Annotated in this window: 20 protein-coding genes and 1 rRNA gene (1 of these 21 cut by a window edge); 10 read left to right on the top strand and 11 right to left on the bottom strand. The window is 62.1% G+C overall.

Going from position 1 to position 25,000, the window contains the following annotated elements; all coding sequences use genetic code 11:
• Positions 1 to 365, bottom strand: a 16S ribosomal RNA gene (locus NTZ26_09505) (it extends 1,161 nt beyond the left edge of the window).
• A gap of 606 nt (positions 366 to 971) precedes the next feature.
• Between NTZ26_09505 and NTZ26_09500 the strand changes: the two genes are divergently transcribed.
• The 7 genes from NTZ26_09500 to NTZ26_09470 all read left to right on the top strand — a co-directional run bounded on the left by NTZ26_09500 (position 972) and on the right by NTZ26_09470 (position 9,277).
• The gene (locus NTZ26_09500) at positions 972 to 1,391 is read left to right on the top strand and encodes a prepilin-type N-terminal cleavage/methylation domain-containing protein (GenBank protein MCX6560740.1); all 420 of its coding nucleotides are present in this window, start codon (positions 972 to 974) and stop codon (positions 1,389 to 1,391) included.
• Positions 1,392 to 2,108, top strand: coding sequence for a hypothetical protein (locus NTZ26_09495; GenBank protein MCX6560739.1), 717 nt, complete (start codon positions 1,392 to 1,394; stop codon positions 2,106 to 2,108).
• Entirely contained in the window at positions 2,053 to 3,660 is a 1,608-nt protein-coding gene (locus tag NTZ26_09490) for a hypothetical protein (protein ID MCX6560738.1), read from the top strand. The genes NTZ26_09495 and NTZ26_09490 overlap by 56 nt, the downstream gene beginning before the upstream one ends.
• A 4-nt stretch (positions 3,661 to 3,664) precedes the next feature.
• Entirely contained in the window at positions 3,665 to 4,114 is a 450-nt protein-coding gene (locus NTZ26_09485; protein ID MCX6560737.1) for a hypothetical protein, read from the top strand.
• Between the two features lie 300 nt (positions 4,115 to 4,414).
• A complete protein-coding gene (locus tag NTZ26_09480) occupies positions 4,415 to 6,817 on the top strand; it encodes a prolyl oligopeptidase family serine peptidase (GenBank protein MCX6560736.1) in 2,403 nt (800 codons plus the stop codon).
• A gap of 128 nt (positions 6,818 to 6,945) precedes the next feature.
• A complete protein-coding gene (locus NTZ26_09475; GenBank protein MCX6560735.1) occupies positions 6,946 to 8,109 on the top strand; it encodes an AAA family ATPase in 1,164 nt (387 codons plus the stop codon).
• A 76-nt stretch (positions 8,110 to 8,185) separates the two neighbouring features.
• Positions 8,186 to 9,277, top strand: a complete 1,092-nt coding sequence (locus NTZ26_09470; protein ID MCX6560734.1) for a HEAT repeat domain-containing protein — start codon at positions 8,186 to 8,188, stop codon at positions 9,275 to 9,277.
• A gap of 84 nt (positions 9,278 to 9,361) precedes the next feature.
• Here NTZ26_09470 and NTZ26_09465 read toward each other — a convergent pair whose 3' ends face one another.
• The 9 genes from NTZ26_09465 to NTZ26_09425 all read right to left on the bottom strand — a co-directional run bounded on the left by NTZ26_09465 (position 9,362) and on the right by NTZ26_09425 (position 19,504).
• Positions 9,362 to 10,102 carry an MBL fold metallo-hydrolase gene (locus tag NTZ26_09465; protein MCX6560733.1) on the bottom strand — a complete coding sequence of 247 codons (741 nt, stop codon included), beginning with the start codon at positions 10,100 to 10,102 and terminating at the stop codon, positions 9,362 to 9,364.
• A 107-nt stretch (positions 10,103 to 10,209) separates the two neighbouring features.
• The gene (locus NTZ26_09460) at positions 10,210 to 11,058 is read right to left on the bottom strand and encodes an alpha/beta hydrolase (protein MCX6560732.1); all 849 of its coding nucleotides are present in this window, start codon (positions 11,056 to 11,058) and stop codon (positions 10,210 to 10,212) included.
• 22 nt (positions 11,059 to 11,080) lie between these two features.
• Positions 11,081 to 12,229 (bottom strand): 6-bladed beta-propeller, encoded by a 1,149-nt coding sequence (locus NTZ26_09455; protein MCX6560731.1) that lies wholly within the window; start codon positions 12,227 to 12,229, stop codon positions 11,081 to 11,083.
• 55 nt (positions 12,230 to 12,284) lie between these two features.
• Complete coding sequence (locus tag NTZ26_09450; protein ID MCX6560730.1) at positions 12,285 to 13,409, bottom strand: sensor histidine kinase; 1,125 nt, start codon at positions 13,407 to 13,409, stop codon at positions 12,285 to 12,287.
• The gene (locus NTZ26_09445; protein MCX6560729.1) at positions 13,396 to 14,025 is read right to left on the bottom strand and encodes an MEDS domain-containing protein; all 630 of its coding nucleotides are present in this window, start codon (positions 14,023 to 14,025) and stop codon (positions 13,396 to 13,398) included. Before NTZ26_09445 ends, NTZ26_09450 begins: the two co-directional genes overlap by 14 nt.
• Positions 14,026 to 14,421: 396 nt before the next feature.
• Positions 14,422 to 15,570, bottom strand: a complete 1,149-nt coding sequence (locus NTZ26_09440) for a BamA/TamA family outer membrane protein (GenBank protein MCX6560728.1) — start codon at positions 15,568 to 15,570, stop codon at positions 14,422 to 14,424.
• Between the two features lie 99 nt (positions 15,571 to 15,669).
• On the bottom strand, positions 15,670 to 16,356 hold the full coding sequence (locus NTZ26_09435) for a response regulator transcription factor (protein MCX6560727.1): 687 nt from the start codon (positions 16,354 to 16,356) through the stop codon (positions 15,670 to 15,672).
• Positions 16,353 to 18,770, bottom strand: coding sequence for an ATP-binding protein (locus NTZ26_09430; protein ID MCX6560726.1), 2,418 nt, complete (start codon positions 18,768 to 18,770; stop codon positions 16,353 to 16,355). The genes NTZ26_09435 and NTZ26_09430 overlap by 4 nt, the downstream gene beginning before the upstream one ends.
• Before the next feature lie 35 nt (positions 18,771 to 18,805).
• Positions 18,806 to 19,504, bottom strand: coding sequence for a hypothetical protein (locus tag NTZ26_09425; GenBank protein ID MCX6560725.1), 699 nt, complete (start codon positions 19,502 to 19,504; stop codon positions 18,806 to 18,808).
• Between the two features lie 112 nt (positions 19,505 to 19,616).
• Here NTZ26_09425 and ndk point away from each other — a divergent pair, with 112 nt between their 5' ends.
• From ndk to NTZ26_09410, 3 genes are all read left to right on the top strand, one after another.
• Positions 19,617 to 20,021 carry a nucleoside-diphosphate kinase gene (gene ndk / locus NTZ26_09420; protein MCX6560724.1) on the top strand — a complete coding sequence of 135 codons (405 nt, stop codon included), beginning with the start codon at positions 19,617 to 19,619 and terminating at the stop codon, positions 20,019 to 20,021.
• 188 nt (positions 20,022 to 20,209) lie between these two features.
• Positions 20,210 to 20,479, top strand: coding sequence for a hypothetical protein (locus NTZ26_09415; GenBank protein MCX6560723.1), 270 nt, complete (start codon positions 20,210 to 20,212; stop codon positions 20,477 to 20,479).
• A 184-nt stretch (positions 20,480 to 20,663) separates the two neighbouring features.
• Positions 20,664 to 23,591, top strand: coding sequence for a CHAT domain-containing protein (locus NTZ26_09410; GenBank protein MCX6560722.1), 2,928 nt, complete (start codon positions 20,664 to 20,666; stop codon positions 23,589 to 23,591).
• A 7-nt stretch (positions 23,592 to 23,598) separates the two neighbouring features.
• Here NTZ26_09410 and NTZ26_09405 read toward each other — a convergent pair whose 3' ends face one another.
• Complete coding sequence (locus tag NTZ26_09405; protein MCX6560721.1) at positions 23,599 to 24,984, bottom strand: glycosyltransferase; 1,386 nt, start codon at positions 24,982 to 24,984, stop codon at positions 23,599 to 23,601.
• Positions 24,985 to 25,000: the final 16 nt, after the last annotated feature.

Here is a 25,000-nt window from a genome sequence, read left to right as displayed (position 1 = left end):
ATTGCGCAAAATTCCTCACTGCTGCCTCCCGTAGGAGTCTGGGCCGTGTCTCAGTCCCAGTGTGGCCGTTCACCCTCTCAGGCCGGCTACCCATCTCAGCCTTGGTAGGCCATTACCCTACCAACTAGCTAATAGGACGCAGGCTCATCTCCAAGCGCCTTGCGGCTTTAACTTCGAAGGCTTACGCCCCGAAGCTTCATGCGGTATTAGACACCCTTTCGAGTGCTTATTCCCCGCTCGGAGGGAGATTACCCACGTGTTACTCACCCGTCTGCCACTCACCGTATTGCTACGGCGCGTTCGACTTGCATGTGTTAGGCACGCCGCCAACGTTAGCTCTGAGCCAGGATCAAACTCTCCAATTATAAGCACCCTTGCGGGTACTTAGCAGAGTTTTACTGGCAATCTAGTTCAGTACACATCGCTCCGCTTTTCGATTCAAAGATCTGTTTTCCTCCGCCCGGGAGAAAAAGCTTCCCCATCACTCGATTTCTCATGTGTTCAACCTTAACGGTTGATTATGGAGAAGGCTCGAACATAATACGATTTCGCCGGTTTGATGTCAAGGGAAAATTAAAACTTTTTTAAGATTTTATCTGATTGTTTTTCAAGCAGTTATCAGCGGATGCGCATTATACCAGAATCCAGTCCGAAGTAAATCCCCAAAACAAGATCGTCAACGCCCGGCAACCGCTCGGCACCCTCGAGACGCCGGCCGTTGTCGCCGCGGCGCTGAAAACACCGTTTTTCCTAAGAAAAACGCCGTTTCAAAGCCCGGCACGGATTTCGCAATAGGGTTGAGAGGGTCGGCGAAGCAGGCTCGTGACGACAAAGGATATGGATCGTCGTCCCGAGCGCGGCTGGAAGCCGTGCGCGGGGACCTCAAGAGATTGCTTCGCTCCCTTCGACGCCTTTGTCAGGAGAGATTGCCACACGCCCTTCGGGCGCTCGCAACGACAGAAACGACAGACATGAACGCCACGGACGATCATAAACGCGACGGCGCCAAGCCCGGATTCAGCCTGATCGAAGTCATTGTCACCATGAGCCTGGCCTGTTTCCTGATGATCGGGACGGCCGAAATGCTCGTCCTGGCTCTTCGCGTCCAAGGGCGGGCGCGGGCCGGGATGGAGATGACAGACCTGGTCAGGGCCCGGCTGGAGGAATTACGCGCGGAGACGACGGCGAGCTCCGAGGGTATGGGCTTACCCTTTGTGGACGGTTCGGCTTCGGCGGCCGGACGCGGCAACCGGCAGTATCTGATCTCCTGGACGGTTGACGCAAGCGCGAGATTCCCTCGCCTGATCGAAGTCCGCATCTCTCCGGCCGGATCGTCCGACCGGGTCGCTCTGCGCATCCCGCTATTCGTCAGTCCGGAGCTGGGGTTTTGAATGAATAGGCGCGGCTTGACGATGATCGAGGCGCTGCTCTCCCTTTGCCTCCTGTCATTGATGACGCTGGGGAGCATCGAGGTCTTTTCGTCAGGTCGGCGCGTCTTTTTTCGAATGAGCGCTGCCCAGGAAAAGGACGAACGGGCGCGCGCGGGACTGGATAAAGCTCGATCCGATCTGCGGGAGGCCGGCCTAGGTTTGTCCGGTCCGGCGAGGTTTGGGATCATCGAAAGCCTCTCGGCCGGAGTGACGAGTTTCGTCATCTCCTGCTTGGAGAAAGAGATCCCGCTAAGCGCCGATTCGGCGGCCGGAGAAACATTCCTGGCCCTGGCCGAGACCCGAGATTTAGCCGCGGGACGGCGAATCTGCCTCTTCTCCCCCGATCATGCCGAGACGGGAACCATTGCCGCCGTTCAAACCGGGGGGATCGTGCTTTATTCCCCCCTTTCGCAAGGCTGCCGGGCCGGCGACACCGTCCTTTTGCTGATCAGAAACACCGAGATCTTCTGGGACGGGGAGGATCGGGTTCTGCGGCGGCGGGTCAATGCCGGCGCGGCCCAGCCGCTGATCGAGGAAGTGGCGGGCTTCGCCTGTCGTTTCGACGCCGCGGCGAGAATCATCAGACTCGAGATTCGGTTGGCCGGCAGCGAGGAGGCCCCTTATGCAGCGACGGTCTTCGCCAAGAATCTTGCGTTCGCCGGCTCGGACCCGGAATAATCCGGCCCGGGCCGAGGCAGGAGGCCGAAACGGCTCCCTGTCGCTCACCGTGATCTTTCTGTTTTTCCTATTCTCCGGCCTCGGGCTGGGCTTGGTCATGCTCTCGGATGAGTTCGGCCGGATGGCGGTCTCCCGGCGCGACGCCCTGCGCCTCGAATGTGCGGCGGAGAACGGCGTCAAAGACGCTCTGGCCGGGATGACGGCGACGACGACGACGATAGCCGCCTCCGTTTCCAACGAGCGGCTGGAGTCTCTTCGCGCGAACGCGGCGGCGGGGGGAATTCTCGCGGCGGAGGAAGCCATGCGCATCACCTTTCCCTTTCTGACGGAGGGTGCTTCGGGCTCGCTGGCCTGGTCCGCGACGGCGGCCTGCGGGCTGAATCGTTGGCGCGACGAAGGGGCCTACGGCCGGGCCGAGTATCTTGTCGCCATCGACGCCCGGGGGCGGCTCGCGGGATGGCGGCCCGAGGCGACGGCGGGGCTCGACTTGTCGCTCGACATCCTGTCGGGCCGTCCTCCGCTGGCGTATCTTCCGTTTCTTCTGGCCGGAACCGAAGCCAACGAAACGGCCGCCTTGCTCCTGGCGGAAGGACGAATCCAATTTGCGGCCGGCGGCCGCCGTCGCCTGTCGCCGCACGGGCTGGTCTCGCCTCGCCCCCTCATACCCGGGGACGCGTCTCCCCTGCTGGCCGAGGCGATGAAGATCGGGATGCTCGAGCCCGGAGGAATCCGGCTCGCTCTATTAAGGCAAGCCCTCGGGCTTCCGCCGGTCAACGAGCCTGTCCCCGACGGTGTTTATCTTATCCGCAACGATTCCGGCCCGGGGGGCGTCTTCGTCCAGGGCGATCTGGACCGCTTGCTTCTGGCCATCGAGGGCGGCCGCCAGATCATCGGATTCGAAAGCCCGGCCGGCGCCTGGAAGCTGGCCTTCACCCCGGGCCTCGGCCCGACCGAATTCCTGACGCCGGAGGGGCTCAGGCAGGACGACCATCCGCCTTTGGGGATCGTCTTCGTCAACGGCGCCGTCGGGTCCCTGAGCGCCGCCACGGTCGACTCCTCCGGCGCCCTCGTCGCCGCGGAGGAAGCCGGCATCCCCTGTCTTCGCGACGGCCAATCGCTGACGATCGTTTCCACGGACGAGCTGGTCATCGATTCGGACCTGCTGCACGAAGGCGTGCGCTGGGCCGATACCATCCCCTACCTCAAGGATCGGCAATCCCAGCTAGTCGTCTACGCGGGCAGCCGCGACGTCCTGGATGGGACGGATACGAGGGGCGCGATCAGGATAGGAGCGGATGCTCCCTCCGAGGTCAGAATCCAAGCCTCGCTGGCGGCGGCCGGGTCGCTGGCCGTGGAGGGCGCCGCTAAAAAAGTCGTCGTGAGCGGCGGTCTCCAAGCCGCTTCCTTGCGGCTGGGCGACAACCGCCTGACGATCGCGCCCGATGAGCGGATCGCCGACGGACGGATGACGCCGTGCTGCGGCCCGCTCGCCGCCGAGCCGGTCCTGCTCGTTCTCGGGCTCCGTCCCCAGGCCTGGCGCGAGGGGAAATAAAATCGTGGCCCAGAAGGGGATCTTTCGCCGCAGGCCGGGCTTCACCCTCATCGAAACCGCCTTTGTGCTGGCCCTGGCAGGCGGAATCCTCTGCCTGGGCGCCGGATCGCTTTTATCGCTGGTCCCGAAGTACAGGCTGGAAAGCGCCGTCTGGGAAGTCCGATCGACGCTCAACCGGGCCCGCTGGCAGGCTCTTCACGAAGGAGTTTCGTTTCGAGTTCGTTTTCTTGCCTCCGGCGTGACGACGGAAAGATACGATCCCGAGTCGGAGTCTTGGGTTCTGTACCGACGGCGGGCAATCGACGGGGTCCGCGTATCGGCCAACAACTCGCCCATCTTCACGGCGCTGGGAGCGGTGACCGGCCTGGCCACGATCACCGCATCCAACAGCTGGGGCGTCTATAAGCTGACGCTGGCCATCACCGGCCGGGTGAAGACGGCACGAATCCCCTAGCGACGCGCAATTATCGCGAGCGACTTGACAACCGGGGAGGCGGGCCTTATTTATTAAGTGAGGCTAAAAAGTTCGGTTGAACGGGCCTCTGACGGCGCGACGAAGCGGGACAAGGCGAAAAGGCCTCCCGCAAGCAATGAATGGGTGAGGCGCTGTCGGAGGCCCCCTTCATTTTAGGCCTCGCAAAATCCTTCCGAATCCTTGGCCGGGGTCCTGGCTCCCCTTTGGATTGAAATAGGGGCGTTTGTTGGGGTATAAGTAATCATCTTGTCCATCATACCCACTCTCGGAGGAGACCCCATGTCCAAGCGCTTTGCCCTGCGTCTGTCTCTCAGCCTGCTCGTGCTGGCCCTGGCCGTACCGTTCCTGGCCGCCCAGGAGCCCTACAAAATTCCTCCCAAAAACGTCATGGACATCCTGAACGCTCCGCCCACACCGCGCGTCTCGATGAGCCCCGACCGCTCGGTGATGCTCCTCGTCGAATCCGAGAGCATGCCGACCATCGCCTATATCTCCCAGCCCCTGCTCCGGATCGCGGGGATGCGCATCACCCCGGCCAACGACAGCAGCCAGGTCCTGGTCTTCAGCACGGGACTGACCTTGAAGACGATCAAGGACGGCCTGGAACGCAAGATCGACCTTCCGGCCGGAATCAAATTTACCGGCGCCTCGTGGTCGGACGACGGCAAATGGATCGCCTTCGCCCGCTACCTCGATGACGGCGTCGAGCTTTGGGTCGTCGACGCCGCGACCGGCAAGGCCAAGGCCCTGACCCCGGCCAAGCTGAACATGGTCACCGGCGACATCGTCTGGCTGCCCGGCAACGCCAAGATCCTCTGCCAGATGATCCCGCAGGATCGCGGCCCCGCGCCGGTCGAGCCCCGCATCCCCATCGGGCCCACCGTGCAGGTGTCGGGCGGCAAGCAGACCAAGGTCGCCACCCTGCAGGACCTGCTCAAAAGCCCCTATGACGAAGCCCTATTCGACTACTATGCCGCCGGCCAGATCGTCGAAGTCGACATCCTCTCCGGCCAGACGAAGTCCGTCGGAAAGCCCGGCATCTACGCCTCGGCCAACCCCTCGCCGGACGGCGCCTATCTCCTGGTCAACCGGATCAAGAAGCCCTACTCCTACAGCGTCTCGATGAACGGCTTCGCCCGCTCGACCGAGATCTGGGACCGGGCCGGGAACCCGGTTAAGACGATCACCGACCTGCCCACGGCCGAGGATGTGCCCATGAATGGCGTTCAGGTCGGGCCCCGCTCGATCAACTGGCAGGTCCTAAAGCCGGCCACGCTCTATTGGGTCGAGGCGCTCGACGGCGGCGATACCGACAAGGTCGTCCCCTTTCACGACAAGGTCCTGACCCTCCCGGCGCCGTTCACCGGCGAGCCCAAAGAGGTCTTTAAATCCGAGAACCGGTTCGGCGGCCTGACCTGGTTCGGCACGCCAGGCCTGGCCATCGCCTCCGAGATGAACCGCCGCAAGATGCGCCGGATCTCCTGGATCGTCGACATCGACAATCCCGCCGTCGCCCCGAAGAAGCTCTTCGACCTCAACACCCAGGACGCCTACGGCGACCCGGGCCAGCCCGTGATGACGATGAAAAACGGCGATCGGCTCATCCTTCAGGACAAGGACTGGATCTATCTCACCGGCGCGGGCGCCTCGCCCAAGGGCGATCACCCGTTTTTGGATAAGATGAACCTCAAGACCGGCGAGAAGATCCGCCTCTTTCAATGCGTCGACGGCAAGTACCAGTCCTTCGTCGGATTCGCCGGTGAGGGCCGGGATTCGATCATCATCTCGCAGGAATCCAAGACCGAGGTCCCGAACTATCATCTCTACGCCCTCAAAACCAAGAAGTCCAAGCCCCTGACCGCCTTCGCCGATCCCGCACCGCAGATGACCGGGGTCAAGAAGCAGCTCATCAAGTACAAACGGAACGACGGCATCGAGCTCTCGGGCACGCTCTATCTCCCGGCCGACTACAAGGAAGGCACCCGCCTGCCCGTCGTCGTCTGGGCCTACCCGATGGAGTACGGCGACGCCTCCACCGCCGGCCAGGTGCGCGGCTCCACGGATCGCTTCACTTTCTACCGCGGCACCTCCCAGCTCTTCTTCGTCACCCAGGGCTATGCGGTCCTCGACAATGCCCAGATGCCCGTCGTCGGCGATCCCAAGACGGTCAACGACACCTTCGTCACCCAGATCGTGGCCAACGCCCAGGCGGCTATCGACGTCCTGGACAAGATGGGGGTCGGCGATCCCAAGCGGGTCGGCGTCGGCGGCCACAGCTACGGCGCCTTTATGACGGCCAACTTGCTGGCCCACTGCGACCTGTTCGCAGCCGGCATCGCCCGCTCCGGCGCTTACAACCGGACTTTGACGCCGTTCGGGTTCCAGAGCGAACAACGGTCGTTGTGGGAGGCTCCCGACACTTATCTCAAGATGTCGCCGTTCATGTACGCCGACAAGATCAAGACCCCCCTGCTTATGATCCACGGCATGGCCGACAACAACTCGGGCACCTTCCCCATCCAGTCCGAGCGGCTGTTTGCGGCCCTCAAGGGCTTCGGAGCTACGGTCCGGTTCGTCTACCTGCCCTACGAGAGCCACGGCTACAGCGCCCGCGAATCCGTCCAGACGGTGCTGGCCGAAATGTTCGAGTGGTTCGACAAGTACGTGAAGAACCGCAAGTGACCGCGCGGTGACGGATCGTTCTTCCATCCCCCCGCTCCGAGAAGGGCGGGGGGATTTTTTTCGGGCCCAGCCGGCTCGTTGACTATATTCATCATTTTGGGTATATTGTTTCCATAATGAGTCGCAAAATGGAAACATATGACCGTTTTTTCAAAGCGCCAGAGAGCAGCTTTTTCCTCTTCGGCCCTCGCGGCACCGGGAAATCCACTTGGACGTCGTCCGTTCATCCAGATGCTCTCAACGTCAATTTGCTGGAGCCCGACCTGTTTCGATCCTACAGTGCCCGGCCGGAGCGATTGCGGGAAATTCTCCAAGGGAATGCCGGGCAGCGGACGATCGTCATCGACGAAATCCAGCGTGTCCCCGAGCTTCTCGGCCTTATTCACCAGCTGATCGAAGAAGATCCCACCCGGCGCTTCATTCTGACGGGATCCAGCTCGCGCAAGCTTAAAAGAACCGGCGTTGATCTTCTGGCCGGACGGGCGGTTTTAAAGACCCTGCATCCTTTCATGGCGGCCGAGCTGGGTGACGCTTTTTCGCTGGAAAAAGCTTTGATCTTCGGGCTTGTGCCGCTGGTGTTCTCCTCCGGCGATCCGGGAGACGTCCTCCGCAGCTATGCGGCGCTTTATCTCAAGGAGGAAGTCCAAGCGGAAGGAATCGTCCGCAACGTCGGCCAGTTCTCCCGCTTCCTCGAATCCATCAGCTTCTCGCACGGGTCCGTCCTCAACGTAAGCTCGGTCGCCCGCGAATGCGAAGTCGAGCGGAAAACAGTCGTGGGCTATCTCCAGATTCTCGAGGACCTTCTTCTGGGTTATCGGGTTCCCGTCTTCCGAAAGCGCGCCGGAAGAGCGACGATCGAACACCCGAAGTTTTATTTTTTCGATGCAGGGGTCTTTCGGTCCATCCGGCCCCAAGGCCCTCTCGACCATCCCGAGGAGATTGCCGGGGCGGCCTTGGAGGGCTTGGTCGCTCAGCACCTGCGCGCCTGGATTGCCTATGGCGGAGATCGGAACAGCCTCTTCTTCTGGAGAACCCGGGCCGGCGCCGAAGTGGATTTCGTGGTTTACGGCGACGACGGCCTTTGGGCCGTCGAAGTGAAAAACGGCTCGAAATTCCACGATACCGACCTGCGGGGGCTGCGGGCGTTCCAAACCGAATACCCCGAAGCGCGCGCTATCCTCCTCTATCGGGGTCGCGAGAAGGCGGTTCGTCACGGCATCTCGATCATGCCTTGCGAGGACTTCCTGTGTGGATTGAAGCCCGGCCGCCCTTTGCCGTCGGCCACCCGATGAACCCGAAGGGATCCGCTTTCCCCAACTTGACAATTCCCGGTGCCCGAAAGATAGTCATAATGGCGACCGGACCGTCATGAAAATCGAAGCCTCCTGGATGATCATTCTGACCTTGGTTCTAACGGGGGTTTTCGGCCCCGCTGCACTTGGCGCTCAACCAAGGATCCTCATAGAAAAGATCCCGTCGAACCTGCCCTATGGCCTGCAAGAGCAGATCCAGAAGCTGTATTCCCCTTCGGCGGTGGACCGAGGCTACGCGGCCGTCGGCCTGGGCAGCCTCGGGACGGCGGCGGCACCCGCTCTCCCCTTTCTGAAATCGATGCTCGGGGACGGGATCGATCTCCGCAAGATCGTTCCGCAGGCCCAGGGAAACAAGACGGCGCCGGGCCTCCACGCCACGGGAGACACATCGCCCGGCCGGGAAGCCGCGCTGGCCATGGCCCAAATGGGATTGGCGGGCGTCAAGGAGTTGATCTCCGCGCTGCAAGGCGCAGACGGCGCGGCCGCCGCCGGCGCCGCGTACGGATTGGGGCAGGCCAAGACGATCCTAGCGGTTGCGCCTTTGGAAGCGCTCTTGCGCAACGGCACGGCAGGAGCGGCTCGGGCGGAAGCCGCCTCGGCTCTGGGGAATATCGCCGATCTTCATGCCTTGAACCCCCTGGCCTCGGCCCTCAAGGATCGGGAAAGTGTTGTCCGGTCGAACGCCGCCGAGGCCTTAGGGAGGCTTGGCGACCGGCGCGCCGTCGCAGGGCTGATCGCCTTGTTGCGCGACGATGAGATGCGTGTCCGCGAGAGCGCCATGCTGGCTCTGGCTAAAATCAAGGACCCGCTCGCCGTCGAGCCTCTGATCGCCCGCCTGAAAGCGCCTTTCGACGACTCCACGGCCGCCTTCGCCCTTGGGGAGATAAAGGACCGCCGAGCCGTCAAAGCCCTACTTGGAACGCTCGTGAGGACGAGCAGCTATACCGCCCAGGCCGCCGCGGCGGAAGCCTTGGGTAAGATCAATGACCTCTCGGCGATCGAGCCTCTCATCCGGATCCTGGAAATCGAGAAAGACGAGCTGTTGCGGGGAGCGGCCGCCAAGGCCTTGAAGGCCCTGACATCGTTCGATTACGGCGCAAACGGCGCCCGCTGGCGGGCTTGGTGGAACGCGGGCCGTAATAAATAGCGCGAGATTCTCATCGCTTAGCGTAGGGAATAAACTCGGGTTCTAATACGGCTCCATGATTTCGATGGCCAGGTCGGGGAGCCATCAACGGAGGGACAGAATTCGGACGGTGCCGATGCGCAATACGTCCACGCTCATCTTAGGGAGTTCTCTTGCCGCCAGCTTCGCAAAGGCGGCGTGCTGGGCCTCGGCACCGTGCATCAGCAGGGCGACCTGGGGCTTCACGTCCTGGGCCATCTTGAGGGCGGCCTCAGGCGACGCAGTCGGCGACGGATTCCCCGTCGGCAGGAAGGCGATATCGGCCCGGCAATCCTCGACCGGTACATAGGCCGAATCCCCGCCGTGAAAAAAGCTGACCGAGCCGGCTTGGACGCGGTAAAGCATGATCGGGCCGACGTGCTTTCCGACTACGGCATGGATGATCAAGCCCGCAACCTGGATGTCACGGCCTACGGCGGCAGTGACTATCTTGTCGGCCTGAATCCCGCCGGCCGCCTTCAGGTCGGCGGCGACGGTTGGTTCAGCCACTATCACGGCTCCCGTTTCGCGGGCCAGCGCCTGGGCGGTGCCGATAACGAAGTGATCGCTATGGCCGTGGGTGTAGAGCACGGCCTTTACGCCGTTCTTTTTCAGCACCGCGATATCATCCGCAGTCAACAAATTGGCCGGATCGACGAGGACCGTGCCGGCCGGCGTCCGGACGATGACGCCCGAGTAAGATAAAAACATCACGGCCGCACCCTTGGCGCCGAGCGGCGCCGCGAAGAGCTTGGCCAGCTCCGCCGCCGTGTCCGCCGCAGGACGCCCGACGCTTGTCGTTGTCATAAGAATCGCTCCTGCCATAGCCCAGAATAACGCCATTTCGCCCTCCCGGCCCGGCCGGGCCGCGCCCAATCGAATTTATCGTCTCCGACTTGCTTCACCGGCTTACTTTAGCAATTCGAGAAAGGGCCCGTCAATGGACCGCTCCCGGCCATCCAATCCGCAAGAGCTTCCGCGAACAGCCCGGGCTCCTCGAAGAAAGGCTGGTGCCCGCTTTGCTCGAAGATCCGGAATGTCGCGCCGGGAAGCTTGTCGACGACACCCTCCCAGAGAGTATGGGGCACCGTATAATCGAACCGTCCTTGCGTGATCAATAGGGGGACCTGCAACCGGCCGGCATCGACCAGGATATCCCAGGCCGGCGTGAGAGTCCGCATGACGTGCATGAGCTGCGCCGGGTTCCGGGACGCCCCTGCAAACAGGGGCGCCGCATCGAATCGAGGGTCGAAAAACCTCGTCGGCGTTTGGGCCAGTAGGGCTTGGCCGGGCGATGAAGAGGGCGTCAATCGAGCCATATTCTCGCGCAAAATCCGTTGGCGGTCTTCGGACGCGTCCGCCTTGAAAAAGGCGGAGGCCAGGGAGGCCAGGCGCGCCATATCGCCGAAAGGAGGCGTCCCCACGGCAATGACATGCGAAACGGCGGCCGGGCATCGCTTGCCGTACTCGATCGCTAGAATGCCGAGGATCGAGTGCCCCAGGACGGCGACCCGATCGACCCCGAGATCGGTCCGAACGGCCTCCAGGTCCTCGGCCAGGATGTCGAAGGTAAGATCGGCGGCTTGGCCGGTCGATTGCCCGCTCCCCCGCAGGTCGACAAAAACGAGCCTGAATCGGTCGCTCATTTGGGCCGGCATCAGGAGCTCGTTGGGCCGCGTCCCCATCCCGCCCGGGATGAGGATCGTCGGCCCTCGGCCGCGCGTCGTATAGAACAGCTCGGCTCCGTTGACTGTGACGTTCATGTTCGCTCCGGCAAGCCTCCGTCTAGCGGGTATATCGGAAGCACTTCAGGATGGTGAACCCGTCCTCGTTTTGCTCCGTGCCGTAGAGCTTGTCGCCCTGCCAAAGGATGAAATCCGCGGCCGAGGTGAAGGCGGACACATAGCGTCCGTCCGGATCGAACACGTCGTAGGCTTTCTCTTTTTCTTTCTTCCCCATTTCGCGGGAAGTCCGGACCAGGAGACGGCCGTCGGGGTGGGCGATGAAAGTCGCGTAGGCGGGAAACACCTCGGGAATGACGATCATGTCCTTGAGGTTGAACCCGCCCGTGGCCGGCATCTTGCCCAGCATCTTGAGGATCTCGGCTTGGTCCTCTTTCTTCACCCGGATCGGCACATACTCCCGCTCGATCGTCCGGCGCAGGCGCCCGTCGAAATCGAAAGCCCTGATCAAATACCCTTTGGCGCTTCCGACATAGACGTTGCCCCGGGCATCCGGCGCGAGGTTCATCGCCGGCATCTGGGTCAGCGGGTCCATCTTAAGATTTCCCAGGCTGGCCAGCTCGACCTTGGCCAGGGTCTTGCCGGGCTTCAGGTCCTTGTCATAGACTTTTATTTCGAACCCTATCTTGCCGCCCTCGAAGCTCAGCGAGCGGGCGGCGATCCGGCCCTGCGGGTCCATCATCAGCCCGGCCAGCCCCATGCCCGTGCCTTGGGCCGTGGATTGCTGCCGGAGAGGCTTGCCGTCGAGGGAAAAGTACGAGAGCCGCCGGTTGGCGCTGTCCTCGACCATCAGCTCATTGGCCGGCGTGATCGTCAAGCTGATCGGCCCGTTGAATTCGCCGGGACCCTGCCCTTTCTTGCCGAAGGAGCGCAGGAACTTGGCCTTGGCGTCGAACGCCTTTATCGAACACTCTTTGGCGTCCAGGACGAAGAACGATCCGTCGCCGCGCACCGCGATCCCCTCGATGCTCGAAAAATCCCGACCGGGCTCGTCGCCGCCGCCGATCGCCCACAAAGGGACAAGGGTCGGCTTGACCGCCGCACCCGCGGGCGGAACCGGACGCTTACCGTTCTTGACGACGACGACCCCGTCTACGGTCTTGATCGTCGTTTGCGTCCACCCCGACGCGGCCAGGACAATCGCCGTAGCGAGAATCATCAACCCAATTTTCAGCCCCTTCGTGCGCCGCATCGCTTTTCCTTTCGCCGGAGCTCGGCTCAAGGCCGCCGGAAACGGATTTATGATATCAAATCCCGAATTCCAAGACGAACCGGGTTCCCTTCCCCCGTTCGATCCGCAGGGTTCCGTCGAGCTGAGCCGTCAGCAAGCCCACCAGCTGCAATCCAAACCCGCCCGGATTCGCGAGATCGACCGATTCCGGGATGCCGCTCCCGTCATCCTCGATGACGAGAGTCACGCGACCATCTTTGGCCGAGGCGGAGACGATGATGGATCCCTCGTCCCGGCCGGCAAACGCGTGTCTCATGGCGTTGGTCAGGAGCTCGTTGACGATGATCCCCAGAGGGGACAAGGCTCTGACTCCCAGCATGATGTCATCGATCCTCGTCTCGATCTTGACCGAGCTTTGGTTGGGAAAAACAGCCGCGATCTCGTCGATCAAAGGCGGGAGGTAGGTCCTGAGCGACATCTCCCGCAAGTTCTCGGAGCGATACAACTTGTCATAGAGTACAGCCATGCTCCGCATCCGGCCCCTGGCTTCCCGCAGAGCCGCGACGGCCTCGGAATTCTTAAGCGCGGCGGCCTGCAAAGAAAGAAGGCTAATCATCGAGCTCATGTTATTCTTGATGCGGTGGTGCACTTCCTTGAGGAGAATCTCTTTTTCCCGAAGCAGGGCCGCGATCTTGTCCTCCGCCCGTTGATGCCCGGCAACTTCCTGCACCAGGCTTCGGTTGGTCGTCTCAATCTGTTTTTTATAGGCCGAGTTCTCGATATTGATGGCCAGAACATTGGCCAGATTTTCGACGTGCTGGGCATATGGCTGGAATCGGCTTTCGTCATCGAGGACCAGGGTCATGGCCCCATAGGATCCGAGCTGAGTCCTCAGGCCAAACGACCGGAGCAAGCCCCCATTTTTCAGTCCGCAGGGCGCCCTGACGACGGCTTCGGAGGCGGCTTTCCCGATGCCGCAGACATCACAGATCGCGGCGAAGAACGGGCCCGGGGAACGCGGGCGCCCGGCCGTGCAGATATGCACGGAGGCGACGCCGGGGACGGATTGGGTCGCCCGCTCCGCGAATTCGGTCAATTTCATGACCGTGGGCATAACATGCAGGGTGCCCTGCAGCAAAAGAAGTTGGTTGAGAATCCGCTCCCGGTCCAGCCCCTCCGTCGTCAGGCTATCCGCGCTCATGCCATTTTTTCAGGAATTGGGCCTGTTGGATGTAATAGGGGTTTTTCGCGACTTGGCCGTTGACGACCATCATCGGATGGACCGACAAGACATCGAACAACGTGCCTCCGTCGAAAAGATTGGCATTATACTGGCAGATCGCCGTTACGGGGTATTCAAGGACGACGTCGTTGACCTTGGCTTCATATTCGACCAGTCGCCGCGATCCCGGGAGTCCTTTGAGCGCCCACGACATTTCGCCGCTGACCCGAGAGCCGCGGAACCCCTCCGCGAGGCTCGAGGCGTAATAAGCCCTGAGCGTGTCCAACATGCGATCGGGGACAAAGGTTCCATCAGGGCAGTAGGTATCCTCGGCTTTGGACACCGATAAGGCGGCCGGGGCCGGCCGGTCGGGGATTTTCACCCCGAGCCCCCGCAGATAAGACAGCATCTCCTCGGGCGTGACCGTGTCGACAAAATAGCCCACCTTCTCGCCCTCTTTGAGCCCGCTGTCCAGGAATGCGGCTACGACTTCCCGGCGCTGGTTTTCGTCGTTGAAGATATAGCACATATGGGTCCCCTCCGGGAATGAATCGGGGGTGAATCCCAAAGAGATGTCCCTTCGTGTCTGAGTCATCATTGCCTCCCCTTATGTAAACAAAACTCGATCTTGGGAACCCCGGTTACTCGACTCAGAGCCGACATGGTATGAATGCCGGGTAACTCCCGCGCAGTGGAACTATTCTACTCCAACCCCGTTTCTCGGGCCAGCCCTTCTTGATCCAAAAACCTTGATATCAAGCCGTATCCGGCCAAGGCCATACCTTCAAGGAAGCGGAGCCGATCCAACGGCAAGGGTCAATCGCCGGGGGGTGACAAAAGGTTCCGTTTCTTTTCCACAAAAGCTGTGCATAAGCCTGTTGAAATATATCCATCTGCAATGCGTAAACTATAGTGTTCAATATGCTTACCGGAACTTGCACACGAATTGGTCGGGGGTGATAGGGGGCCCTAAAAGCCCCCCCAAAAATCATTAGAAAATATGGCCGAAATTGAAGTAGAGGCCCATGCCCTCTTTGCTGAATCCGACGTCCACTCGGACCACGAAATCGGGCAGATAGATCCGCAACCCGAGCCCGGCGTCGGCCGCGATCTTGCCGAGATCGATCTCGGACAGGCTAGGCCAGACGGTACCGAAGTCGGCGAAAACGTTCATGCCCAGCTTGATGCCCAGGGGCAGGTTGGCGTGCCAGACGAGGGGAAAACGATATTCGACGTTGGCCAGGAACTTGCCCTTGTCCATGAAGCGGTTCAGGGCGTAGCCCCGCATGGCGCTCAACGTATTGCCGCCGCCCAGAAGCGACAGATCGAAGAACGGGATCTTGTCGCCGTTGACGTACTGGACCAGGGTCCGGAAAGCGAAGACGTCGGCGTCGCCGAAAACGGTCATGTATTTGCGGAAGTCGATGGCGAAACGATTGAAGTCGGCATCCTGCGAGCCCAGGAAACTCTTGGACAGGTCGTCCTGCACGATCAAGCGGAAGCCGCGGGTCGGGTGGATCTGGCTGTCCGAGGTGTCGTAACGGAGGGCAACCGAGGCAAAGGGGGCAAACTGGTCGCCGGCCGCCACGAAAGGCTCCAGGTCGGCTCCCAAGGGGCCTTTCTTGGCCGCCATGTAGGTCAGGCCGCGCAGGGCGTAGCTGACCTCGACGGCGAAGTGGGGCGAGAAGCCGTGGCCCAGGGTCAGGGTCAAAGTTTTCGTGGTGTGGGTGAAAGTCGTCATATTATCTTTCAGCGAATCCGGCCCCACGCCATAGTATGTATAACTGAGATACTTGTCGTACTCGGCCTTGACGTCGACCGAGATCGGGTAGGTGCGGCCCTGCCGGATCTCGATGTCGGGCAGCGAGAAGGTGAAGACATACCAGCGCTCGCCCTTGCTGGAGTTGAACAGGATCAGGTCGAACGATTCCTTCTTGCCCAGGAAGTCGACCAGCTTGAGCTTGCCGCCGTAGCCGACGCCGATGTCGCCGTCATACATGATGATCGGCATCGGGCTCCAGGACTTGTAGGACTTCTCGGGAATGCCCGTGCCTTCGCCGGCAGTCTGGGCCATGATTCCGCCGGCCAACCCCAGCAGGGCGGCGGCGGCGAGAGCGAACCGGACGGCGCGTTTCGACATCGGATGCTCCTTTTTCTCTCGATCGCGTCCCCGAGGATACGCCCGCAGGGCCGCCAAGATGTCAAGACGATGCCAAGATTTGGTTAAAAAAGCAAGCCCTCACTTCTGGAACTTGTATCCGCTCCAGGGCACGGTCAGCAGGTGAACGGGCCGGCCCGGGTTGTCTTCGACCTTCTTCCGAAGGTTGTGCATGAAAGTGTCTACGGTCCGGGTCGAAGGGAACTTCTCGTAGCCCCAGACCTCGTTCAGGATGGCATCCCGACCGACCACCTCGCCCTCGCGGCCGATGAGCAGGCGCAGCAAAGCAAATTCCTTCGAGGTCAGATGGACCTCCTCGCCGGCCTTGCTCGCGGTCTGCTTGCGGAAGTCGAGGCGGATGTCCCCGAAGGCGGCCTCGTCGAGCGAGATCGGAGCCGGAGCGCCGCGCCGCAAGACGGCGTGGATGCGGGCCAGCAGTTCGCGCATGCCGAAGGGCTTGGTGACGAAGTCGTCCGCGCCCAGTTCGAGGCCCAGGACCTTGTCGATCTCTTCCTTCTTTTCGCCCGAGACGATGATGATCGGCGTCGGGTTGCCTTTCTCGCGCAGCGCCCGGCAAATCTCGAAGCCGCCCTTGGCCGGCAGCATCAGGTCGAGCAGGATCAAATCCGGCCTGTCCTTCTCGGCCATCTTGAGCCCCTGGGCGCCTTCGCCCGCCTGCAGGGTCGTAAATCCTTCGCCGGTCAGGAAGGCCGCCGTCGTCTCGCGCAGGGCCTTGTCGTCCTCGATGATCAGGATGGTTTTGCTCATGGCTTGGGGAAGAGGAGCCGGAAAACGCTCCCCCTTCCGACCTCGCTTTCGACCAGGATTCGCCCGCCGTGGGCGTCGACGATATGCTTGACGATCTTGAGCCCCAGGCCCGCCCCGCGCGGGCGGAGACGCTCGGCCTCGGGCGTCCGGAAAAAGCGCTCGAAGATCTTGTCCCGCGCCTCGGGCGGGATGCCGATGCCGTGATCACGAATCGCGATCTCGACCTCGGCTCCCCCGTCGCGGACTTCGACCTCGATCCTTTTATCGTTCGGGGAGTACTTGATCGCGTTGTCGATCAGGTTGAGGAGGGCCTGCTTCAGAGAATCGGGATCGGCCCGTAGAACCAACGGCTCGACCGGCGCCGCGACCCGGATATCGACGCCGTCCTCCTCCCGGGCCAGGGCGAAGGCCTCGACGGCATCGGCGACCGCATCCTGGGCCGTGATCGGCCGCAGCTCATAGCGCTTGACCTTTTGTTCGATGCGGCCATAGTCCAGGACATTGTGGATCAGGCGCGAGAGCCGCCCGCTTTCGGAAGCCAACAGGTCCAGGAACTTGCCCTGCTGAGCGGGGTCGGCCACCCGGCCGGATTGGAGCAGCTCGGCCAAGCCTTGGATCGAGGTCATCGGCGTGCGCAGCTCGTGCGAGACCGAGGATATGAACTCGGTCTTCAGCGCGTTCAGCTCGTCCAGCTTCTCGCGCGAGGCCCGCTCGTAGATGACCTCCTCCTGCAGCCGGATCCGCTCTAAATTGGGCATCAGCTCGGCCGCCAGGCTGCGCAGGAGGACCAAATCCTGCCGGGTGAACTTGCCGCCGGAGCGTTTCCGGCCCAGGACCAACCAGCCGCATACGACCCCGTTGCGAAGCGACAGCGGCTCGGCCAGATCCAGGCCGTCGCGGGCCAGCTCCTCCGCATAAGCGAAGTCGACGCCGCTATCCGCATCGGCCGATCGGGTCCGGCCGCGGAAAAGCCCCGGCGAGCAATCGGCCTGGCCGAGGAAAGCAGGATCGAACGAGTCTCCTCGCCGGATCATCCCGGCCCGAGATTCCGGCGACGCCCCGGGCAGCCGGTCGAAGACGAACACGCTGGCCTTCTCCGTCGGCAGAGCGGCCCGGATGGCGCTTAAAAAACAATCCAGCAGATCCTCGCGGCCGGCCAGGTTGCGGGCGGACTCGGCCAGGGAGAGGATCGCCTGCCGCGTATCGTACCGCCGCCGGAAGAAGACCCGATCGACAAAGTCCTGGATCCGCCGCTCGGCCGGATGGAAGGCCGCCGCCGCCAGGAGCACGGCCGCCCCGATGACCGGCGGGCTCGAGGCGCCGGCCGTGCCGGCAAAGAGCTTCTCGGCCACCAGGACAACCAGCAGGTAAATGCCTGCCGTCAACGCCGACAGCAGCGAGTACACGACGCCGCGGTTGATGACCAGCTCCACGTCCAGCATGCGGTGGCGGACGATGGCGATGGCTAACGAGACCGGGACGACGATGAAGAACAGCGACGAGACATCCTCCGAAAGAATCGGCCGGCCTTGCGGGTTGCCGAACAAAGCCATGACGACCCGGGGCAGCTCGTAGAGGAAGATGAAGGGCGCCAAGCCGACGACAAAACCGAGGCTGATCCACTGGATCTGCGGCCTGACCTCGGGCCTCAAGGGCCGCCGGTAGGCCCGGCCCAGCACGACCGCCCCGGCCGTGAGATACAGGACCACCAGGAGTCGCTGAATGAAATAACTCTGTTCGTAGAGCCTCAGCGCGGGCAGAGAGGGCTTGAGATAGCCCCACAGGAAGATGGCCAGGATATAGGCGGCCAGGAGGGCCGGGAGGGCATAAATCCGGGCCAGGCGGATGCGCGTTCGGCCGACGATGAGCAGGCAGAGATGAAGGAAGGCCGCCGGCACCAGGGCATAGAGGACGATGAAGAAGACGCAGGGGAGGAATGTCGTCCAGCCCGCCCGCAGGCAGTACTCGGGGCCGCTGACGACGAGGGTCAAGGCGAAGGCCATGCAAGCCCAGAAAAACATCCGGGCTTTGGCGTCGCGGGGCCGCAGGAAGAGCGTCGCCCAGCCCAGCAAGGCGATGATGCCGCCGATGACTAGAAAGAGCATCGGCATACGGCGGTCCCCGTAGTAAGGCACGACCTCGACGTCCAGATTGATTTCGCCGGCCTCCCCGTTGCGGGTCGTCAGACGGATCGGATCGCCGATTTTCTTGTTTCGCAGGAGATAAGTGACGTCGATGGCCGAGCCCGATTGGATCTTGATGCCGTCCACGGCAAGAACCCGCGAGGCCTCGACCGGAAGGCCGGGCCGGTCGCGCAGAAGAAAATAGCCATAGAGAGAGACGGCCAGAACGACGGCCCCCCCCACGAGGGCTAGAATGAAAGGCCTATTCTTGGCGATGCTGCAACCCCCCATCTGCCGGAAAATCTATCAGAGACCAAGCGGAGAAGTCAATCGGGACGGCATGCGATCGGGCCACGGCAGGCTTTGACGCAGACGCCGCAGATATGCTGGCTGACGATGTGCTTGCGGCGGAATTCGTCGAGCGTCTCGTAACAGCGCTTATGGTCGAAGTCGCCGGGCAAGCGGATGATCGCCCCGGCCGGGCAGGGCGCGAGACAGCGGACGCATCCGCCGCAGCCGAACTCGAGCGGGCGGCCGGGCTCGAGCGGCAAGTCGGTCAACACGGTGACGAGGCGCACGCGCGCGCCGTATTCCGGCGTCACAAGCAGGTTGCTGCGGCCGATCCAGCCCAGGCCGGCGGCCAGGGCCACGGCCTTGTGCGGCACGTGAGCCCGCTGGTTTTCCCAGTCGATGATCTGGGAAGCCGGGATGGCCAGCGCCGCGAAGCCGATACTTTGGATGTGATCGGCCAGCAGGAAGGCGCCGCGATCGAGAAAATAATTTAATTGCCGATAGTGGTGGAAATAGAGCGGCGTCGGTTTATCCTCGATGTCCTCGAGAACGGCGTCGGAGAGGCGCTTGGCCAGCGAGATCGCCCGCGGGAAGCGATGCTTGAGCCGATCGTGAAGAAGAAATCCTTCACGAAGTTCCGATACGTCGGCGACCCCGCAAAGGGAGAAGCCGAAATCCCGGCCAAGAGCCTGAATTTGTGGATTATGAGCGTGTTCCATGAGGCAGGCGTTCATTGTATTTCTCCCCTTCCCGCCTGTCAACAAAGCCCGCCGCCGGCTGCGTTGACTCTCGGCCCGGATTTGGTTATCGTTATCCCCAACACGGTTAGGCAAAGAGAGGGTGCTCATGTCCCAATTCACGCTCGGCATCATCAAGCCCGATGCTTTCAAGAAGCGCGTGGTCGGCAAGATCCTGACCCGGATCGAGAACGAGGGCTTCGCCATCGCCGGGATGCGGCTTCACCGCCTGACGATGGAGGAAGCCAAAGCCTTCTACATCGTCCACAAGCAGCGGCCGTTCTACGGCGAGCTGACCGAGTTCATGGCCTCGGGCTCCTGCGTCCTGCTGCTCCTGGAGCGCGACGACGCGATCGGACTCTGGCGCAGGATCATGGGCTCGACCGACCCGGCCAAAGCCGAACCGGGCACCCTGCGGCGCGAGTTTGGGTTCAACATCGAACGCAACGCCCTCCACGGCTCGGATTCGGCCGAGACCGCGGAATGGGAAATCGCCTTTTTCTTCAAGAAATAAGACTACTTCCCCGATCGGGATTGCCCTCGCGCCCGCCCTTGACATCCCATCTACCTCAAGAGGTAGACTGGCTCTGCGCCTTGGACGAATGATGAAAAGATCTCCGCCTTAGCCCTGTCATTCTCGATTTATTCTTCCCGTCTTTTTGGTCATTTTCCTCGGCGTAATTTCATTTTATGGAGTGCGTCATGCCTAACAAAACGTTCGTTCGGTGCCTCGCCGTCCTGGCCTGCCTGGGTATCCTGGCTCTGTCGGTGACCGGCTTGAGCGCGGCCGCCAAGTCGAGCAACAAGCTCAATTTCGTCCAGATTCTCAGACAGCCCGGGCTGCTGCTGTCCTCGCTCGTCCCGGTCCTCAACCCGAGCGCCGGCCAGATGACGGCCAAGGCCCCCGGCCGGCCCGCCCTTGTCCGGCCCACCACCGACATCCCGGTTCCGCGGCCCGGCACCGGCGACTGATCGGGCAAAATTAATCAGTAGGCTGTCGTTGCGCGCGCGACCCTATGGTCGCGCGCGGCAACCTCTCCAGGTCCCCACGGCCGACGCCTCGTCGGGCCTCGGGACGACAGCCGTGTTTCTTCGCCTGCCAATGTGTGCCTATACTTCCGGAGGAATATCGGGTAAATTCCCCTAGGCCCTTAAAATGCTGTTCATTGCTTTGTTTTTGGCCGGAGCATCCACTCTCCCCATTCCCCTCCCCGGGCCCGCGCTCCAAGCCGACCCCAAAATTATCGTAGCCGAGGCCAGAGCCTCCTTTGACGCCGGGGAGTACGCTAAAACCATCGCCATTCTCCGCGACCGGACCGCCCCGTGGGAGTCGGCCGGCAACGACCGTCCGGCCCTGGACGCCTACGACCTCCTGGCCCTTTCCTATTGGAACTCGGGCAAGGTCGAGGACTCCAAGCTCGCGGCCTTGAAAGCCCAAGCCGTCGCCTCCCGCCTGGGCCTGGCCAAAGAAGCGATCAAATCAGGCGCCTATATCGAAATCATCGAGCTCTATAAAAAGGCCAAGGCCCTGCGCGATTCGGAGAAGAACTTTGCCGGGTCGATCCCCGTCTTCGATCAGGCCATCGCCCTGGCCCGTAAGATCGAAAGCCCTGATTTCGAGGCCAAGTGCCTCCGCCAGCAGAGCATCAACCACTATAAGCTGGCCAACGCCGCGGCCTATCGCGACCTGAACCGCGAGGCCCTGGCCCTCGCTCTTCGCACCAAGAACCGCCGCGAAGAAGGCATCTGCCGCAACAACCTGGGCATCTACTACCTGGAGAGCGACGACTATTCCGAAGCCCTGGCCCAGGCCGAGAAAGCCCTCGAGATCGCCCGGGCCTTCGACAGCCCCGTGAACATCACGGATAGCCTGACCACGCTGAGCCTGATCTACACCGAGCTGGGCGAGTTCGACAAGGCCGCCCGGGCCCAAGCTGAGGTGCTGGCCCTCGACGCCCCGGCCGGCGACTCGATCCGACTGGGCATCGACCTGAACAACCTGGGCATCATCCATCGCCGCAAGGGGCTGATCAGCGAAGATCGGCGGGACTTCGAGAGCGCCGCGCAAGCGTTCGAGAAAGCCCTGGCCAAGATCGAGAAAGGCGACAATCCCAAGCTGAAGGCCCAGTTCTCGAACAATATCGGCACCGCCTACTCCCAGCTCGGCGAGTTCGACAAAGCCCTGGCCAGCTTCGAGGCTGCCTTGAAGCTGGCCGACCAGATCAAGGACTATGAAATCAAAAGCATCATCCTGAACAACATCGGGATCGTCTACGCCCGGCTGGGCGAGTTCGAGAAATCCACCGGCTACTATCAACGGGCCATCGACCTGGCCCTGGAGTATTCGGGCAAGACCTACCTCTGGGAGATCTACCTGGAGCTCGGCAACGCCCGCCGCAGCCAGGGCCGCCCGCAAGAGGCCGCCGAGGACTACCGGGCCGCGATCTCGATCATCGAGGACATCCGGGCCACAATCTCGTCCGAAGAGCTGCGGGCGACCTATTTCGGCTCGGACAAGCGATTGGACGCCTATTACAATCTCATCGACATGCTGGTCGCAGACGACGCCCCGGAGGCCGCCCAAGCCGCCTTCGAGACCCTGGAAAAGGCCAAGGCCCGCTCGTTCCTGGACAGCCTGGAAGTGCGCGCCTACATGAACCAGCACCCGGCCGGCGACCTCCGCGCGATCAACCGGGAAAAAGCGCTTCTGAACGACCTCTCGCGGGCCTACCGCAAGCTCTTGGAGCCCGGCCTGGACGGCGCCAAGAAGGCCCCGGCCCAGGCCGAGATCGTGAGAATCGAGGACGAGCTGGAGAGCGTGCGGCGGGAGATGCGGCGGGCCGACGCCGCCCTGGCCGCCCTGAAATATCCCAGCGTCGCCGCCTTCGCCGAAGCCCGAGCCATTCTGCCGGATGCCCGCACGACAGCCGTCGCCTTTATGATCGGCAAAGAAAAATCCTACGCTTTCGCCCTCAGCAAGTCCCGGCTGTGGGTGTATCCGATCCCGCCCCGGAACATCCTCCGGGCCGAGGTCGAGGCCTACATCAGGCGGATCTCCGATCCCGCAAGCGCCGACTTCGCGGCCGGCGCGGCCCTATTCGAGGAGCTGATCAAGCCCGCCCTGGAAAAAGACACCGAGAAGATCATCATCATCCCCGACGGGATACTCACCTATCTGCCCTTCGAGGCCTTGTCCACGCAAAAAAGCCCGATCCGCTGGCTGGTTCAAGATTACGAAGTCTCCTATGCACCCTCGCTTTCATCCTATCGCGAGATCCAGGCACGAGCCGCCCGAACCCACGCCCGCAGCAAGCCCGCCCTGCTGGCCGTGGGCGCGCCCGCCTATCCAAGCCCCGCCAAAGAAAAAGAAGCCGAAACCCTCATCCAAGGGCTCTATCCCGATCTGGGAATCGCGAGCTTGCGCCTGCCCAACGCCGGCCGCGAGATCGATCAGATCGCCGCTCTCTTCCCCGAGCGCCGCCGCACAGTGCTGTCGGGTACTGCGGCCACCGAGGAAGCCTTTAAAGCCCTCGCCCCCGACCGATACCGCGTCGTGCATTTCGCCGCCCACGGCCTGGTGGACGATCAGAAGCCGATGCGCTCGGCCATCGTCCTCGCCCCGGGCGCCGGCCCCTATGCCGACGGCCTGCTCCAGGCGCGCGAGGTATTGGATCTAAGGCTCGAATCGGATCTGGTCGTCCTCTCGGCCTGCCGCACGGGATTGGGCCGGCTCCTTCGCGGCGAGGGCATCGAGGGCTTGAACCGCGCCTTCTTCGCCGCCGGCGCGTCCGCTGTCCTCATGACCCTGTGGTCCGTAAGCGACGCGGCCGGTGTACCGCTCATGGATCGCTTCTACCGCCGCCTGCGCTCGGCCGAGTCCGTTGCCGCATCGCTTCGCGCCGCTAAGATCGAAATGATCGGCTCCCCTGCCTTTGCCCACCCCTACTATTGGGCGGGCTATATCGCGGCCGGGGCCGCGGACAGAGTGATTTTCCCCAGCCATAAGCTATTTTGGATTCTTCTCATCCTCGGGACAGGGATAGCCCTTGTTCTGATCAAAAAGCTTTTGTTGGCCCGCCGCTAAAGCCGCGTCAGCGCGTCAGCCACTTCTGGTTCTTCATCGTCAGAACCGAGAACGGCACGATCCACCACAGCAGAAAAGCGGTGATCAGCCCGTAAGGAATCCCGTAGAGAAAGGCCACGCTCTTATTGGTCCGCAGGTAGAAGAGCGACAAGATGAACGACAGGATCACCAGGAAGGCCGTGTGCCGCAGCATGAAGAGCGGGTTGACGGCAAACGAGTAGAGGACCAGCCCCAGCGAGAACAAGTGGAAGGGGTGAAGGAAGTTCAAGAAAATAAAGTCGATGATCGGCAGGATGCGGTTCTTCTCCCGGTAGCGGGTAAAGACGAAACGGGCCTGGAAGATCGACTCCCGGACATAGCTCCGGGTCCAGCGCAGGTACATCTTGTTCATGCCGTTGAAAGTAGTCGGCACGGTCGTGTAGACGACGGCGTTGGACTGGTAGCGAACATATTGGCCGGTCCGCAGGATCAATGTGGTCAGAGCCCGGTCTTCGCCGTGGTTGCAGGGCTCGTCCATAAATTTCTGGCTCAAGAACTCCGGCATCAGCGCGGCGACCATGGGCTTGTTGTAGGCGGTCAGGGCGCCCGGGCAGCAGACGACGGTGCCGAAGGTGCTCTGGTAGGCTCTGCCGTAATCGAAGGCCACGGAATATCTAACCGAAAGCATCCGGGTTAAAAAGTTCTGTTTCTCGTTGAGCACGGCCACCCGGCCAGCCACACAGACCGTCCGGGGGTCCTGGATCAGAGGAACAACGATGTTCCGCAGGGCGCTTCGGCCCAACAGGCTGTCGGAATCAAAGGTCACAACCACGTCACCCTTGGCCGATTTGATCCCGACATACAGGGCTTTGCGCTTGCCGAGATTCTTGCGGAAGCTTATCACCTTGAGGCGATCGCCGTATTTCTGCCTGGCCCGCTGCATATAGGTCAGGGTCAGGTCCGTAGAGCCGTCGTTGACGCAGATGAGCTCGAGCTTGTCCTTGGGGTAGTTGCCGGCGAAGACCGAGTCGATGGCCCGGGTGACGAGATCCTGCTCGTTGAGGGCGGCCATGATCACGGTCACCGTGGGCCAGGGCGTGTCCTCTTCCCGCAGGACCTTCATGGGCTTGTATTTGGCCCACAGAAACGTCTGCAAGGCCAAGGCCGAAAAGACCGAGACCGCCGAGAAAAGCAGCGGGTATGTGGCGATTCGCAGGAACTTGGAGCTGCGCAGAAAGTCCGCCCAGTAGGCGAACAGATGGAGCTTCAGGGCCGAGATCAGGATCAGAGCGCTGCAGATGATGATGGCAAAGACGATGATCTGATCGATGCGGTCCTTGAGCCAGGGATGGCTCATCACGGACCGGCGCGGCCGGCCCTCTATTTCAAGCTCGTCCAGAGTTTCTTCCCACATAGTGATACTTGTCTAA

It is taken from the genome of Candidatus Aminicenantes bacterium, from assembly GCA_026393855.1.
Classification (GTDB): domain Bacteria; phylum Acidobacteriota; class Aminicenantia; order Aminicenantales; family UBA4085; genus UBA4085.
This window is presented reverse-complemented; position numbering and strand designations above follow the sequence as displayed.